The sequence below is a fragment of the Peptostreptococcus porci genome (assembly GCF_009695815.1).
Taxonomy (GTDB): domain Bacteria; phylum Bacillota; class Clostridia; order Peptostreptococcales; family Peptostreptococcaceae; genus Peptostreptococcus; species Peptostreptococcus porci.
In genome coordinates this window covers 305787-322223 of record NZ_VUNE01000003.1, presented here as the reverse complement: position 1 = coordinate 322223, position 16437 = coordinate 305787, and the positions used below count along the sequence as shown (strand labels likewise).

7 protein-coding genes and 1 rRNA gene are annotated in these 16437 nt (G+C 33.3%); 5 read left to right on the top strand and 3 right to left on the bottom strand.

The features are described from left to right. Nucleotides 1–67 precede the first annotated feature (67 nt). The 3 genes from rrf (at nt 68) to FYJ71_RS07185 (ending at nt 6771) form a co-directional block, all read left to right on the top strand. Nucleotides 68–184, top strand: a 5S ribosomal RNA gene (gene rrf, locus FYJ71_RS07195). Between the two features lie 421 nt (nt 185–605). Beyond that, nucleotides 606–4058 carry a pyruvate carboxylase gene (locus FYJ71_RS07190; RefSeq protein WP_154538100.1) on the top strand — a complete coding sequence of 1151 codons (3453 nt, stop codon included), beginning with the start codon at nt 606–608 and terminating at the stop codon, nt 4056–4058. Nucleotides 4059–4350: 292 nt separating this feature from the next. Continuing rightward, nucleotides 4351–6771, top strand: coding sequence for a cell wall-binding repeat-containing protein (locus tag FYJ71_RS07185; protein WP_154538099.1), 2421 nt, complete (start codon nt 4351–4353; stop codon nt 6769–6771). Nucleotides 6772–7007: 236 nt separating this feature from the next. Here the strand turns inward: FYJ71_RS07185 and FYJ71_RS07180 are convergent, their stop codons facing one another. From FYJ71_RS07180 to FYJ71_RS07170, 3 genes are all read right to left on the bottom strand, one after another. Next, complete coding sequence (locus FYJ71_RS07180) at nt 7008–8312, bottom strand: ISL3 family transposase (RefSeq protein WP_154538098.1); 1305 nt, start codon at nt 8310–8312, stop codon at nt 7008–7010. Between the two features lie 198 nt (nt 8313–8510). After that, complete coding sequence (locus FYJ71_RS07175) at nt 8511–10913, bottom strand: cell wall-binding repeat-containing protein (RefSeq protein WP_154538097.1); 2403 nt, start codon at nt 10911–10913, stop codon at nt 8511–8513. A gap of 255 nt (nt 10914–11168) precedes the next feature. Beyond that, nucleotides 11169–12482 (bottom strand): APC family permease, encoded by a 1314-nt coding sequence (locus tag FYJ71_RS07170; protein ID WP_154538096.1) that lies wholly within the window; start codon nt 12480–12482, stop codon nt 11169–11171. Between the two features lie 424 nt (nt 12483–12906). Here FYJ71_RS07170 and FYJ71_RS07165 point away from each other — a divergent pair, with 424 nt between their 5' ends. Together FYJ71_RS07165 and radA are read left to right on the top strand one after the other, a co-directional pair. Further along, nucleotides 12907–14838, top strand: a complete 1932-nt coding sequence (locus tag FYJ71_RS07165; RefSeq protein WP_154538095.1) for an elongation factor G — start codon at nt 12907–12909, stop codon at nt 14836–14838. 216 nt (nt 14839–15054) lie between these two features. Then, nucleotides 15055–16434 (top strand): DNA repair protein RadA, encoded by a 1380-nt coding sequence (radA, locus tag FYJ71_RS07160; protein WP_154538094.1) that lies wholly within the window; start codon nt 15055–15057, stop codon nt 16432–16434. Nucleotides 16435–16437 lie beyond the last annotated feature (3 nt).

Below are 16437 nucleotides of genomic sequence, written 5' to 3'. Positions count from 1 at the left end.
GACTTGACCAAGAAATAGATGGAAACTAATATATTCGGTTTTGAAGGTACAAAACTTCAATTAAATATGTGGTTATTATAGCGAGGAGGATACACCTGTTCCCATTCCGAACACAGAAGTTAAGCTCCTTAGTGCTGAAGGTACTTGGTGGGAAGCTGCCTGGGAGAATAGGACATAGCCACGTGATTAGCTCTAGCATATGCTAGAGTTTTTTTATATACATTTTTATGGTTTTAAATTGTGCGAAAAAATATCTATTTACTTTATAATCAATGAAGATAGATAATGCAGAAACACGAAGAACAAAAAGATAAATGAGAATAAATAAGGATAAAAAGAGATAAATAAAAATGAATAAGGATAGACGTAGAATAAAAAAATGTAGCAATTGTATACATTTTAAAAACAATTAAAATGAATAATATATGTTTGAATGGATTTAGCGGTTGAAATAAAAATAAAAATACGAACAAAAAGTAAATAAAGAACAAAAATATATACTTTTTACATTAATTTATAAGAAGTTTCAAAATTTGTATTTAAAATAAAGTTGAATTGATATATAATAGATACATTAAAGAAAAAAATAAGGTGGAGGTATTAATATGCTTAAAAAATTTAATAAGATATTAGTAGCCAATAGAGGCGAAATAGCAATAAGAATTTTTAGAGCGTGTGCTGAACTTCAGATTAGAAGTGTTGGAATATACAGCGAAGAAGATAAGTACGGACTGTTCAGGACAAAAGCCGATGAATCATATTTAATAGGTGAAGGCAAAGGGCCGGTTGACGCATACCTAGATATAGACGGTATTATATCATTAGCAAAAAGAAAAAAAGTAGATGCGATACATCCAGGATATGGATTTTTGTCAGAAAATGCTGAATTTGCTAGAAAATGTGAAGAAAATGGAATAACATTTATAGGTCCAAGTTCAGATATAATGCAGAGATTAGGGGATAAAATCAACTCTAAGATAGTTGCTCACGAAGCGAATGTACCAACGATTCCAGGTGTTGAAAAGCCACTAAAAACAGTAAAGGAAGCAAAGGTTGTAGCTGAAGAGATAGGTTATCCAGTAATGCTAAAGGCTTCAAATGGCGGCGGTGGTAGAGGTATGAGAATCGTTCATCGTCCAGAGGATTTGGAAATAGAATTTGAGAATGCTAGAAGCGAATCTAGAAAAGCGTTTGGAGAGGATTTAATATTTATTGAAAAATATATTGAAGATCCAAAGCATATAGAGGTTCAGGTTTTGGGTGATAGCTATGGAAATATAGTTCACTTGTATGAGAGAGACTGTTCAGTTCAGAGAAGACATCAGAAAATAATTGAATTTGCACCGGCATTTTCACTTTCTGAAGATTTGAGAGAAAGAATTTGTAAGGACGCAGTAAAAATTGCAAAGCACGTTAATTATAGCAATGCAGGTACTCTTGAATTCTTGGTTGACAAGCATGGAAATTATTATTTTATAGAAATGAATACGAGAGTTCAGGTTGAACATACAGTTACTGAATTGGTTACTGGAATTGATATTGTTCAGAGTCAGATACTATTGGCTCAGGGGTATAAGCTTAGCGATCCTGAAATCGATATAAAATCTCAGGATGATATAGAATTAAGAGGATATTCAATACAATGTAGAATTACAACAGAGGATCCTAAGAAGAATTTTATGCCTGACACTGGAAAGATTCAAGTATATAGATCAGGATCAGGGGCTGGTATTAGACTTGATGGAGGAAACGGCTTTACTGGTGCAACTATAAGCCCATACTATGATTCATTGCTTGTAAAAACTATTTCATACGACAGAACTTTCCAGGGTGCCATTAATAAAATGGTAAGATCTATTAAAGAAATGAGAGTAAGAGGGGTTAAGACAAATGTAGGCTTCCTTGTCAACGTTCTTTTGGATCCGCAGTTTATAGCTGGAAACTGTTCAACAAAATTCATTGATGAAAATCCACATCTGTTCGATATTAGAGAGAGCAAGGATAGAGGTACAAAGCTTCTTAAGTTTATAGGTAATGTCGTTGTCAATGAAAATAAGATGGCAGAGAGAAAATGCTTTGATGCTCTTTATGAGCCTAGAATAAGAGAGATCAAAAAGGTTGAAGGAAGTAGAGAAAAGCTACTACGTCTTGGTAAAGAAGAGTATCTAAAGGAAATAAAAAACGAAAAGAGACTATTATTTACTGATACTACAATGAGAGATGCACATCAGTCTTTGATAGCTACAAGATTAAGAACATTTGATTTGTTAAATATAGCTGAGGCTACTGAATACTATCAGAAAGATATGTTCTCACTAGAAATGTGGGGTGGAGCGACTTTTGACGTTGCATATAGATTCTTAAAAGAATCTCCATGGACAAGGCTTCACAAGCTTAGAGAAGCAATTCCAAGCATAAATTTCCAAATGTTGCTTAGAGCATCAAATGCAGTTGGATATAAAAACTATCCAGACAATGTAATTGAAGAATTTGTTAAGCAAAGTGCCAATTCAGGTATCGACGTGTTCAGAATATTTGATTCCTTGAACTGGGTAGAAAATATGAAGCAATCAATTTCTATCGCTCAAAAGACTGGAAAAATTGTCGAAGCTGCAATGTGTTACACAGGTGATGTTCTGGATCCAAGCAAGGATAAATACACTATAGACTACTATGTAAATATGGCTAGAGAATTAGAGGAAGCAGGAACTGATATAATTGGTATCAAGGATATGGCTGGTCTATTAAAGCCTTATGCTGCATTTGAGTTAATCAAGGCGTTGAAGGAAAATGTAAAGGTACCTATTCACCTTCATACACATGATACGAGTGGAAATGGCGTATCGACTTTATTGATGGCATCACAGGCTGGAGTAGATATAGTGGATGCTGCGTTGGAATCAATGGCAGGGATTACTTCACAGCCATCTCTAAATGCAGTTATAGAGGGGCTAAAATTCACTGAAAGAGATCCTGAAATTGATGTATTTGGATACAACGAGCTAGGTAAGTACTACAGAGATCTAAGAAAGATTTATTATAAATTTGAAAGTGATCTAATAAATTCTAATGCTGAAATATACGACTTCGAAATTCCAGGTGGTCAGTATACTAACTTGAAACCACAGGCAGATAGCTTGGGTCTTGTGAATAGATTTGAAGAGGTTAAGGAAAATTACAAGGTTGCCAATAGAGTTGTTGGAGATATTATCAAAGTTACACCATCATCAAAGGTTGTAGGTGATTTGGCAATATTTATGACTAAAAATAACCTAACAGAAGATAATATTATCGAAGAAGGTAAAAATCTATCATTCCCTGATTCACTAGTGGATTATTGCAAGGGTATGATTGGACAACCTATGGGTGGAGTACCAAAGGATCTTCAAGAGGTTGTGTTAAAGGGTGAAGAAGCAATTACAGTTAGACCAGGCTCACTTCTTCCTGATGAAGATTTTGATGCGATAAAGAAGCATTTGATTGAAGATTTGGGAATTGAAAAGCCTACTGACAGACAGCTGGTGAGCTATGCCCTATATCCAAAGGTTTTTGATGATTATATCAAACACGTAAATGATTTTAACGATGTTAGCGAGCTAGAAAGCGACGTATTCTTCTATGGTCTAAACATTGGACAAGAATGTGAGGTTGAAATAGAAGAAGGAAAAAATCTGACTATAAAATTGGTTGATATCGGTGAACCAAAAGATGATGGAATGAGAACTCTTACATTTGAGCTGAATGGTATGCTTAGAGATGTAGATATCAAGGATGTAAATTATTCAGGAAAAGTTGTAAATGTTGAAAAAGCAGATATGAATGACCCACATCAAATTGGTGCAAGTATTCCAGGTAAAGTAGTCAAGATACTTGTTAAGGCTGGTGATGAAGTAGAAGAAAACCAACCTTTAATAGTAATTGAAGCTATGAAGATGGAAACTAATATAGTGGCCAAATCAGCTGGAAAAGTGACAAAGGTTCATGTAAACGTTGATGATATGGTTATAGATAAGCAGCTGTTGATTCAATTGGAATCAGTCGGTGACGATGAAGAATAAGCACACAGTCGGCGATTAAACGATTGGCTGTTATAAAGTAATATTTATTAGATAAAATCGTTAATATTCAAGCTTTTATGCTACAGTATCAAGTCAAGTTGGGCTTGAGCTGTAGCATATTTTGTTTTCAGTTATTCTCAATAGTGGCAGTGAAATTTATCTAAAACCTTATAAAAAATATATAATAAATACAATTATTCTACTTTGCACTTGATGATACATGATTTAAATGATATACTAAAAATTGGTAAGAATACTGATAAGTATATTATAGACAAGGGGGATGTTCTAAATGAAAAACAAATTTATATGTACATCGTTAGCATCAGCTGCGGTGTTATCAAGTATGTCATCTGGGAATTTTGAAAATGTTTTTTTGAGTGCTGAGGCAGCAGAACCATCAGACAATAGCAAGGTTACTGTTGGAAGATTACGTAATGGAGTTGAAATAAGCAATTATAAACAAGCTAATCCGATAATAGTTACGTTTTCTCTGAATGGAGATCAGAAACCTAATTTTTCAAATATTACTTTCGAGGTCAATGGTGATAAATTAGAGAGTGTACAAAATGGTATTAATGATGCTATTAAATTTTCTAATGATTCAGAAAATAATACCTTAAGGGTTATATTAGATGAAAAATATATGCCTCTTTTGAAGGAAGTTGATTGTACTACTTATAGTAGGTTAGGAGAACAAAATAGTGTGTTTCCTTTTGGACCTGAATATGATAAAAAGCTAAAGCAAAGAAAAGAAGAGGCAATTCAAGAACTAAAAAATATCGGTCTACCTAAACACATACTTGAAATGAAAATAGAGCAGGTAAATGATGCCGTTAGCATAGAAGAAATAGATGGGGCTGTCAAAGTTGCAAAAGAAATAAATGATGAAAAACTAAGGGACAAATACAAAGAGCAGTCACTAAGAAATAAAAAAGAGGCTTCAAAGGATATAATAGATAGCTCAAGTCATCTATCAGATGAGAGAAAAGAAGCTCTTAAAAAAGCCGTAGAGGAAGCAGCTACACCAGACGATGTAGATAATGCCTTAACGAAAGCGTTAGTTGAAAATGAAAATAATAAAGAACAGTCATTAAAGAATAAAAAAGAGGCTTCAAAGGATATAATAGATAGATCAAGTCATCTATCAAATGAGAGAAAAGAAGCTCTTAAAAAAGACGTAGAAAACGCAAAAACACCAGATAGCGTGGATGATGCCTTAACGAAAGCGTTAGTTGAAAACGAAAAGAACAAAGAACAGTCATTAAAGAATAAAAAAGAGGCTTCAAAGGATATAATAGATAGATCAAGTCATCTATCAGACGAGAGAAAAGAAGCTCTTAAAAATGACGTAGAAAACGCAAAAACACCAGAGCAAGTGGACAATGCTTTAACAAAAGCTTTGGATGAAAATGAAAAAAATAAAGCACAGTCACTAAGGAATAAAAAAGAAGCTTCAAAGGATATAATAGATAAATTAAATCATCTATCAGATGCCAGAAAAAACGAGCTTAAAAAGGGCGTAGAAGGTGCAAAGACTCCTGATGAAGTGGATAATGCTCTGACAAAAGCATTAGTTGAAAACGAAGAAAACAAAAAAGAAAAGAACAAGAAAGAAAATAAAGATAGCAATAAGGATAGTAATAAAGACAATAACAAAAATAAAGATAATAATAAAAATAAAGACAATAATAAAACAAATTCCGAAAAGAATGGAAAATTTGTCGGTAAAGATAGATACGATACTGCTATAAGAGTTTCAAAAGATAGATTTAGCAATAAAAAGGCTGACAGTGTCGTAATAGTTGGTGGAGATTCTGTTATAGATGGATTATCTGCGTCACCACTTGCGTCTGCCTATAATGCTCCAATTCTTCTTGCTCAAAAATCAGGAATAGACAAAACGACTTTGGATGAAATAAGTAGAGTATGTGGAAATATGAAGAATAAGGAAGTATACATAATTGGTGGAAAATCTTCTGTACCTGAATCAGTCACTGATCAGCTGAAAAAAGCATTCCCAGGTGTGGTGGTTAAACGATTAGAAGGTGCATCTAGATATGAGACATCATTGAATGTTGCGAAATATTTGGCGGAAAATAAAAAGGTTGCGAGCAGAGTATTTGCTGTTGGTGGATATGGTGAGTCTGATGCTATGTCAATCGCACCTGTTGCAGCTGACAAATCAGATAAAACTCTTTCAAAAAATACAGTTGATCCAATTTTAGTCGTTAATAAAGATGCGATTGACGCAACTTCCAAGCAGCTTTTTGCTGACTACGGATTTAAATCTGTTACAGTTATCGGTGGAGTAAACACAGTGTCTCCTAAAGCTATGAGTGATATTGAATCTATTCCAAGCATAGGGGCTAGTGGAGTAAAGAGAGTTTCTGGAGAAGATAGATATGATACAAATTTAAGCATACTTAAGAATTTCTATTCTTCTAATGATGAACAGAATAAGATATTAATGAGAGGCTTAATAGTTGCAAGTGGTAATAAGGATAAGCTGGTTGATGCTCAAACTGCAAGTATATTGGCTGCTGATACAAATAGAGAGATGCCGATAATGCTTGTAGGCAACAATGTAACTAATAATCAAATTAACTATTTGAGAGATAACAAGAAAGCTCTATCTAAGAATGTTCGTAAGGTTGGAGGAAGTGTTTCTGAAAAAGTTATGAAAATTTTAAGCGATAAGCTAGGAATATAGGCGTATTTGAGAGTATAGAGTTACTTTTAAAAATGATGCTTATAGTATCCTTACTTAAAAAATGTCGATAAAAAATAAATAATTAAATAATTAAATAATAATATTAAATAATTAGATAATGATAATATTTTAGAGGAGGTTTGTTTTTACCTCCTCTAAAATCATTTTTACAGAAAAAAATCTAGGTTCTTTGTCAAATAACGTTGACGAAGTCAAACTTAAAATATTTTTATTTTTTATGCTGCAGTATCAAGCTCATTTGAGCTTGAACTGTAGCATATTTTATATCTATTTCTTAATAATATTCTTGCTCTCAAATTTCTAAAGCTTCTAAATCCGAAGGATATTTTTTTAAATGTCTTAATAATGTTATTATTACCTTCAACAGAGGCATTTGAATATGTCGTCTCTATTGCATTTATTACATACTCTCTATGTTTTTTCAATGTTGAGATGCTTGTATGGAAGCACTCTGGAATATCGCTTAAATCTTTGTCCAGTATCTTATTTATTTCATCTACATCTCTTAATTCAACTGATTGCAGGAAGTGTTGATAAAACTTATGTGAATCCTTCAGTTCCTCGTTGAAAGAAAGTATTTCTCTTAATATTTCCGAAGAATTAGTCAGATTCTTGTAGCATCTATATGAATAGAACTCCACACTATTTAACTCCCATTCCTTTGCCAGTATTATTTTCCAATATCTCTTCAAAACCCTGTAATTATGCGTATTGGTCTTCATAGTCTTCATAATATTAACTCTTTTTATATTCATATTTCTTGTCATTAGCTGTACTATATGAAATTTATCTAATACTATCTTTGCGTTTGGGAACATTTCTCTTGCAATATCAATATATGGAGCGTATATGTCTGTAGTTATATATCTTACCTTTTCTCTAACCTTTAACGGATATGAAGAAAAATACTCTTTTAGGTTGAATTTCCTTCTATCTGACACAAGGTCAATTATTTTGCCAGTACTAACATCTACTAAATTAACGCTCATTGAAGCATCTACAGATTTTGTAGACTTGAACTCATCTATTCCCAAAATTTCGGGTAAATGATGCTTTCTATTTGTTACCTCTGTGCTTCTAAGAACTCTATTTACAGTAGAAGAAGACACGTAATGCTCCTTAGATATTAATTTAATTGACTTGAATTCACAAAGATCGCCAATTATTGAACGTTTTACATCATTGCTGATGAAACAACCCTTATTAGTCAAAGATGTTTTTGCCATAAATGTTTTTTGGCACGATTTACAATAGAATCTCTGTTTTTTTACTCTTAACAATATTGGGTTATTTCCAGCTCTATTAAAAACGATTTTGACCATTCGACTGCCATTTTTTACGATATTATGTCCTTCTTTATTAGAATTGCAATGTGGACAGTGTGATGGTTCATATGTCAAAATGGCATTTAATACACAATATTTTACACTTTTTATTGTTTCGAAAATTTCTTCTCCAGTTAATACTAAATTTTTATCGCCAATTCCTAAAATATTTGATATACTATTACTTGAAAACATGTTGAATCCCCTTTACTATTGTTTTGACGACTTTATTGTACAACGGATTTGACATGTTTTCAATTTTTTTGAAAAAAAATAGCGCTGATGGTTTCCGAATTCATCTCTCGATGAATTTGAAAATTTTTACCATCAACGCTAAATATTATACAACCAAAATCTATACTCTCAATTTTTACCGTCTCTATTCTCGATAAATTATTTAATCAAATCCATTAATAATTTGTTGGAAATACTATTTACACCACCGATAACAGTAACTGATTTTGGTTCAAACTTATTTTTGATATTAGAAATATTACTGTTGTTTTCGTCAACTAGCACAAGAGATGATTTTTCCAAAGCTATTACACCACCACTAGCTACTGCATCAGCGTAATTTCTGCCAGTTGACAGATATACATTAGCGCCCTTTGATAAAGCCATATCGGCGATTTTTCTTGAGGTTTCGTATCTGTCAGTTCCGGAAATTCTCGTAGTGTTGGAAACTTGTGATTCAATATCTTTTCCGACGCTATTAGTACCTCCAACTATAATTTTTGGCAATCTATTTGATTTTTTCGCAAACTCAATATTTTCCCTTGCATCAGCAGTGTCACTTACCAATAGGATTGGAGCATTGTTTTTGTGGACAAGGGCACTAGAAGAAAGTGCATCTGGATAGTTTCTTCCATCAACCAAAATTAAAGCTTTATCCATTCCGTTATTCATTAATTTTTCAGCGATTTTTCTTGAAGTTTCGTATCTATTATTACCAGCCAATCTTTCTATATTTACTGATGATTTTAGGGTATTTGCTACATTTTCGGATATTGAACTTTCTCCACCTACAACAATCACTTTCTTTGCACCCAATCTCTTTACTTCATCCAATACTGATTTCGATACTTTATCATGGTTTGCAAGGAGTATAGGGGCTTTGTATTTGTTTGCGAGTGCGCTTGCTGAAAGAGCATCAGGGAAGTTGTTAGCACTGGCAATGATAACTGTTTCTGCATTTGTGAACTTTTGTTTTGATAGGAGAACACTTGTTTCTATTCTATCTGATCCACCAATACGACTACTCTTAATCTGAGTTTTTTTACTATCCTTGCTTGTAGGATTATCGAGCTTTTTCTTTGAATCCTTTGGATAATTTGGCTTCACTGTATCTTTTGGTTTCTTCGTATCTTTTGGATCTTTTGGTTTGGTGTTATTTACCTTTACAAGTGATTTCATTCCTTCATCTAATTTATTTATAAATATTTTCACATAGAAAGGTGTAGTTTCAGGTTTTGCGGCTTCCTCCTCTGATGCAGTAAGAGCCTTTTTAAGTGCAATTTTACTGGCTTCTGTATAGTCTGGAGAGTTTATCAATTTCTTTGCTTGCTCAATCTTATCTTTGAATTCTTTCTTTAAATAAGTGACATCATTTCTCGTAACGATAAAGGTTTTTGATGTATTTGGGTTATTGTTTGACTTTAATACATCGACATGTCCATTTGAGTATACCATGATATCAATTGAATCCGGTTTGAATTCCCATTCAAACTGTGCATTTTTCGAAACACAAAGTGTATAAGGACGTCCCTCTGGAGAACCTTCAAGTTCAAAAATTAGTTTACCATTTTTATCAGATTTCACATTTTTGTATGATGCAAGATTTGGTGAAATTGTATTTGCAGTTATTTCAACTCCTTCAACTGGTTTGCCATCTTTGTCCTTTACATCAAGCTGATCAAATCTTACAGTCTTAAAGCTAGTGTCATTTTTATCAACAGCCTTAAATACGAATGTTCCTTGATTGGCATTTGTCACTTTTAGACCGTCTACAACAACTATTTTTTTATTTGAATCAGTTGAAAAACGGACACTTTCTCGATCTAGTTTTATGTTTTTCGTATTAACTCTAATTTCATATGTTGTGTTTGGTTTCATGCCAGAGAAAGAGTGTTCTCCTTTTTCGTCAACAGGAATATTTTGTTGTATGATATTAGGTAGCTGAATTTTCGCTTTCATATCTATTTCAGAAAAAGATAGCTTTGCATCTGTCATTGGTGCATTATTTTTTAGTACCCTTATCTTAAGTGAGTCTAAATACACTTCCTTGTTTGGCATGTTTTCTTTAGGTGTGGAATCTTTTTTATCTTTGTCTATTGAAGAATCGTTTTCAATAGGGTTTCCAGGTACGTTAGTTTCGGAGTCGGTTTTGTTTTCTTTTTTTATGATTTCAATTCTTGGGTTTTCTGAATCGAGAAAAACATCGCTTCCAACCTCTTTGAAAACAGGAATTGTACTATTTAATTCATTTTTTTTGAAAGTAACTTCGTACTCTTTTGAAGTCCATTGTTTGTCGTCGTTTGAAACTTTTATAGTGTATGTCTTTTTATGGTCAAGCTCCTTAAAAAGCATTCCTTTTCTTATTGTATTAGATTCAATAATCTTTCCTTCTGACCAAATTTCAAATAAAAAAGGTTCCATAAAAGGTTTACCATTACTTGTAAAAAAAACTGAAAAGTAGGATAAGCTTTCCGCTGATGATACATTCGTCGAATATCCTAACACTGATGTTGCTGATACTGTAGTAGCCATAGCTACATAGGCAAAATTTTTCTTTTTCATTTTTCTCCCCCTAGATTGTTTATCATAAAAAATAGTAAAATAAAAAGATAATAAAACAATTCTTCACATAACACAATACAAAATACTCATTACAAATTATTTTACAATCTTTTTGTCAAGATTTGACATTATACAATCATTATATAGGCTCGAGAATTTTAAATCAAACAAAATAAGGAATATTAATAAAATCTTAAATATAACTTAATAATATATTAAGAAACAGCCCCTAAAAGAGACTGTTTCTATGGAAATCTATTTTACTTTTTTATCCATGTATGAATACACAGGAAGACCTAACAACATTATTACTATACCTCCACAAGCAAGAAGTGTGCTTGTAAATAACTGATTACCTAGTACGAATAATCCACTGATTATAGCGATTATAGGAGTTATTGGATATAGAGGTACCTTGTAGCTTCTTTCAAGGTCTGGTTGTTTCTTTCTCATGATAATTACACCAAAGAAGCAAAGAACTATACAAATCCAAACAGAGAATACAGCAAAGTCTGTCAATAAATTGAATTGTCCTGAAAGTGCGAATAATGATGATAATATACCCATTGCAAGAAGCGCCTTTCCAGGAGCATCGTTTTTGTTTAGCTGAGATAGGTATTCACCCTTTGGAAGGTGTGGATCCTGAGCAAGAGCATAAAGAACTCTAGATCCAGTGAAGATATACGCATTTGTAGCACCGAAAACAGAAATCATAATACCTATACCGATTATCTTCCCGCCAACAGGTCCAAGTATTGTATTTACAACAGTAGTTGCTGGAGATACCGAATTTGCTAGCACATCAGCTGGAACAACCCACAAGAAAGATACGTTTATTATCAAGTAAATTGCGGCAACCAAAGATATACCACCTACTATTGCTTTTGGCAAGTCTTTACCTGGATTTTTCATTTCACCAGCCAAAGCTGTAACATTGATCCATCCGTCAAAAGCGAAGAATATTGCTATCAATATTTTACCCATAGATGAAACAGGGCTAACACCTTCTGCTACAACAGGAGAAAGTATTGGGTTATTTCCTTTTCCTAAAACAAAGCCCAACACGATAACAGCAATAAGCACTATTATCTTGCATATTGTAGATATGTTCTGAATAATACTACCTGACTTGCTTCCCAGTGAATTTAAATACGATAACACGAGAATTGTAAAAATCGCAACCGGTATTTTAAGCGAAGTCATTCCTGATAGAACTACAAATTGATCAGCGAATACAACTCCCAATGCTGCAGTTAAGCCTGGAAAGAACAGTACCGTTTGAATCCAGCCAGAAATGAAACCAATCTTGTCACCATATATTTCTTTTATATAAATCATCATACCACCAGTCTTTGGAATGACTGCGGCTAGCTCTGCAACTGTAAGACCAGCTGCAATAGTAATAATACCAGCTAATACCCATCCCATAATTCCAAGTCCTGGTGCACCACCAGTTGCAGTATAAATTGCTTGAGGTTTAAAGAATACTCCCGATCCTATTACTCCACCAACTAGAGTAGATAAGGCAGCACCAAACCCAAGGTTCTTTTGTAAAGAATTGTTTTCCATATTATTATGCCTCCTAAAATTATTTGATTACAAATTTGGAAAAATGATTTCCTTTAGAGTAACATAAATGAGGAAAGTTTACAATAGAAAAATAAAGGAAAATTAATAAAAACAAAATATTTTCATGCATTTCAAAGGTATTTCTCTGAAATACTTTTAATAATATAAAATAATCATGATTTATATTATTTTATTAACAACAAACATATTTTGATTATTAAGAAAAAACAGAATATTAGGTTAAAAAAAGATACTTTATTTTATTTTTTTATATAATTTGCTAATATAGCAGAAAAAAACTAAATAATATTTTTTCAAAAATTTAGATAATTATTGAAGTGAACCACCAAGATGGTGTAGAATATAACTATAGTTATTTTTAAAAATTTGTAACTATAAAACTGAAAAAAAGGTAGGTGCTCATATGAAAGTCTATAGTAGTGAAAAAATTAGAAATATTGCCGTTTTAGGACATAGCGGATCTGGTAAAACGAATCTATTGGAAACGATAGCTCATGCAGCAAACGTTAACAAAATTCCGAAATTAAGTAATAATGTTCAAATGACGTATAGCATGGAGCTAATGCCTGTTGAATATGAAGGCTATAAGTTTAATTTCCTTGATACTCCAGGATATACAGATTTTTCAGGTGATATAATATCAGCGTTATCGGCAAGTGATGCGGCTATAATCGTAATTGATGCAACTGATCCAATGCAGGTTGGAACAGAAAAGGCACTAGAATTAACAGAAGGTATTCCAAAGTTCATGTTTATCAATAAAATTGATAATGAAAAGGCAAGGTACAAAGATGTAATTGAAATGCTGAACGAAAAATTTGAAAACAAGATAGTTCCAATGATTTCCCCTGAATTCAAAGATGGTAAGTTCGTGAAACTACACAATGTTTTTGAAGATTTTGATGGACTAGATGAGGAATTCAAGGTTCAGGCAAAGCAGGCATATGATGCGTTGATGGAGCTTGTTGCTGAAACTGACGATGAATATTTGGAAAAATTCTTTGAGGGAGAAGAGTTGACACCAGAAGAAATAAATAACGGTATTACTATAGGCATTAAAAGAGGAGATATAGTTCCAGTTATTTCTGGTTCTACAATCAATAATATTGGTACAAACGAGATTCTCGAAGCAATCAAAAACTACGTAGATCCAAACTATATTGATGGAGAAAAGGTTTTTAAGGGAACTGTATTTAAAACTTTTATCGATCCATTTGTTGGAAAAATTTCATATATAAAAATTACTCAAGGTAAGGTGAGCAAGGATACTGAAGTATTCAATTTGAGAACTTCAAACAAAGAGAAAATATCTAATGTATATACGATTAGAGGTGGAGAGTTAATTGAGCTTGAAAAAGCATTTGCAGGAGATGTGATAGTGGTTACAAAGATTACTGGATTGAATACTGGTGACACTATTTCAGCATCTAGAAATGAAGAGGAAGATTTTGAATTGTCATTCCCTAAACCACAGATTTATTATGCTGTTTCTCCAAAGAATAAAAATGATGAAGATAAGATGGCGAATGTGATAACTAAGCTGGTTGGAGAAGATCCAACATTTGATTATTTTAGAAACAACGAAACTCATCAAGCGCTACTTGGCGGTCAGGGAGAGCTTCATGTAAAGACTTTGATCAATAAAATGAAAGATAAATTTGGTTTGGATGTAAATATTAATGATCTAAAGGTTGCATACAGAGAAACAATAAAAGGAAATTCTGATGTCGAAGGTAAGCATAAAAAGCAATCTGGCGGACATGGTCAATATGGTCATGTAAAGATTAGATTCTCGAAATCAGAAAATGAGTTCGATTTCTCAGAAGAATTGTTCGGTGGATCTGTACCTAAATCATATGTACCTGCAGTTGAAAAAGGGCTGAAGGATTCTATGTTAAAAGGTGTCTTGGCTGGATATCCAGTGACAAATATTAAGGCTGTTTTATATGATGGATCATATCATGATGTTGACTCTTCTGAAATGGCATTCAAGATGGCTGCTTCAATTGCATTTAAGAAAGGGATGGAAGAGGCAAAACCTGTGCTTCTTGAACCGGTTATGAAGCTTACTATTACAATTCCAGAAGAATATATGGGCGATGTAATGGGAGATATGAATAAGAGAAGAGGAAAGATTCTGGGTATGGAATCTAACGGAAAAGGAAAGCAGATACTAGAGGCTCTGGCACCACAAGCAGAAACTTTTAAATATGCAATTGATTTAAGATCTATGACACAGGGCAGAGGCTATTTTGAAATGGAATTTGATAGCTATGCAGAAGTTCCTTCTAGTGCAAGTGAAAAGATAATTGCAGAAGCAAATAAAGACAAATAAAAGGCTAGAGATTTAGAAAATTTAATTATTATATATTTTTGAAATTGCGGGGTTGACTCTGAAATGTTTGGAGGCATCCTCGTAATTTACTTTGTATGGATATAAATAAATATTATTCAGTTACCAAGTAATAATACTAAAGCCTAAGTAAATATGCTATAATATGGTGTACTACTACTATTTTAAGGTAAATTTAAGGGGGTGTTGTTAAACTTTATGGCAAAGGTCAAGACTAGATATGTATGTCAAAATTGTGGATATATAAACCCAAAGTGGTTGGGAAAATGTCCCGAGTGTTTACAATGGAATACATTTGAAGAAGAAGTTGAGGAAAAGATTAGCTCTAAGACAAAAGCATTGGCGAATGTTGGAAGTTCAATCAATTCAAAGCCAGTTAAAATTAATTCTATAACTATTGACAGAGAAGAGAGATTTTCCACAAAAATTCCTGAGTTGGATAGAGTTTTGGGAAATGGGATAATACCAGGCTCTTTGGTTTTAGTTGGTGGAGATCCGGGTATTGGAAAGTCCACTCTGCTGCTTCAAGTATCAAACAACATCTCAGAAACAGGAAAAAAGGTTCTATATATATCTGGCGAAGAAAGTGAAAACCAGATTAAAATGAGGGCGAAGAGATTGAATATTAATTCGGATAACCTTCTTATATACACAGAGAACAACTTGGCTGCGATTGAGATTGTGGTGTCGGATATCAAGCCGGATGTCATTGTTGTGGACTCGGTTCAGACTATGATAAATCCAGAAATAAATTCAGCACCTGGAACTGTCAGCCAGATAAAAGAAGCGACTTCAAAGTTTATGAAGATTTCCAAGCAAAATGGAATTTCAACATTTATAGTGGGTCATGTTACAAAAGAGGGGGCTCTTGCAGGTCCAAAGATTTTAGAGCATATGGTGGACACCGTTTTGTACTTTGAAGGTGAAAGATACAATACATATAGAATACTAAGAGCTGTAAAAAATAGATTCGGCTCTACAAATGAACTAGGTGTATTTGAAATGAAGAGTGATGGCTTGGTTGAGCTTGAAAATCCATCAAAAATATTGATTTCAGAAAAACCTGTGGATGTTTCTGGATCTGTCATCGTTTCAACTGTTGAAGGTACAAGATCGATGCTGTTGGAATTACAGGCACTGGTCGCTACTACAAATTTTGGTTATCCTAGAAGAACTACGACTGGAGTTGACAACAATAGAGTCGCATTGATACTTGCAGTTCTTGAAAAAGTGGTGGGAATGCAGATTCAAAATCAAGATGTATTTGTAAATATTATCGGTGGCTTGAGGATAAATGAGCCATCTATGGATTTGGGGATTGCTCTTGCAATAGCTTCAAGCTTTAGAAATATACCGATTGATGCGAGTGTCGCCGTTACTGGAGAAATTGGTCTTACTGGTGAGGTTAGAACTGTGAGCTTTATAGAGAAGCGTATTAGCGAATGTGAAAAGCTTGGCTTCAAAAAGATGGTTATTCCTAGAGGTAACTATATCGAAGAATTTAAAAAGGATTACAAGATGGAGTTAATTCCTGTTTCAAATATCAGACAGGCCATATTTGAGGTTTTAGGGAGGTAAAGA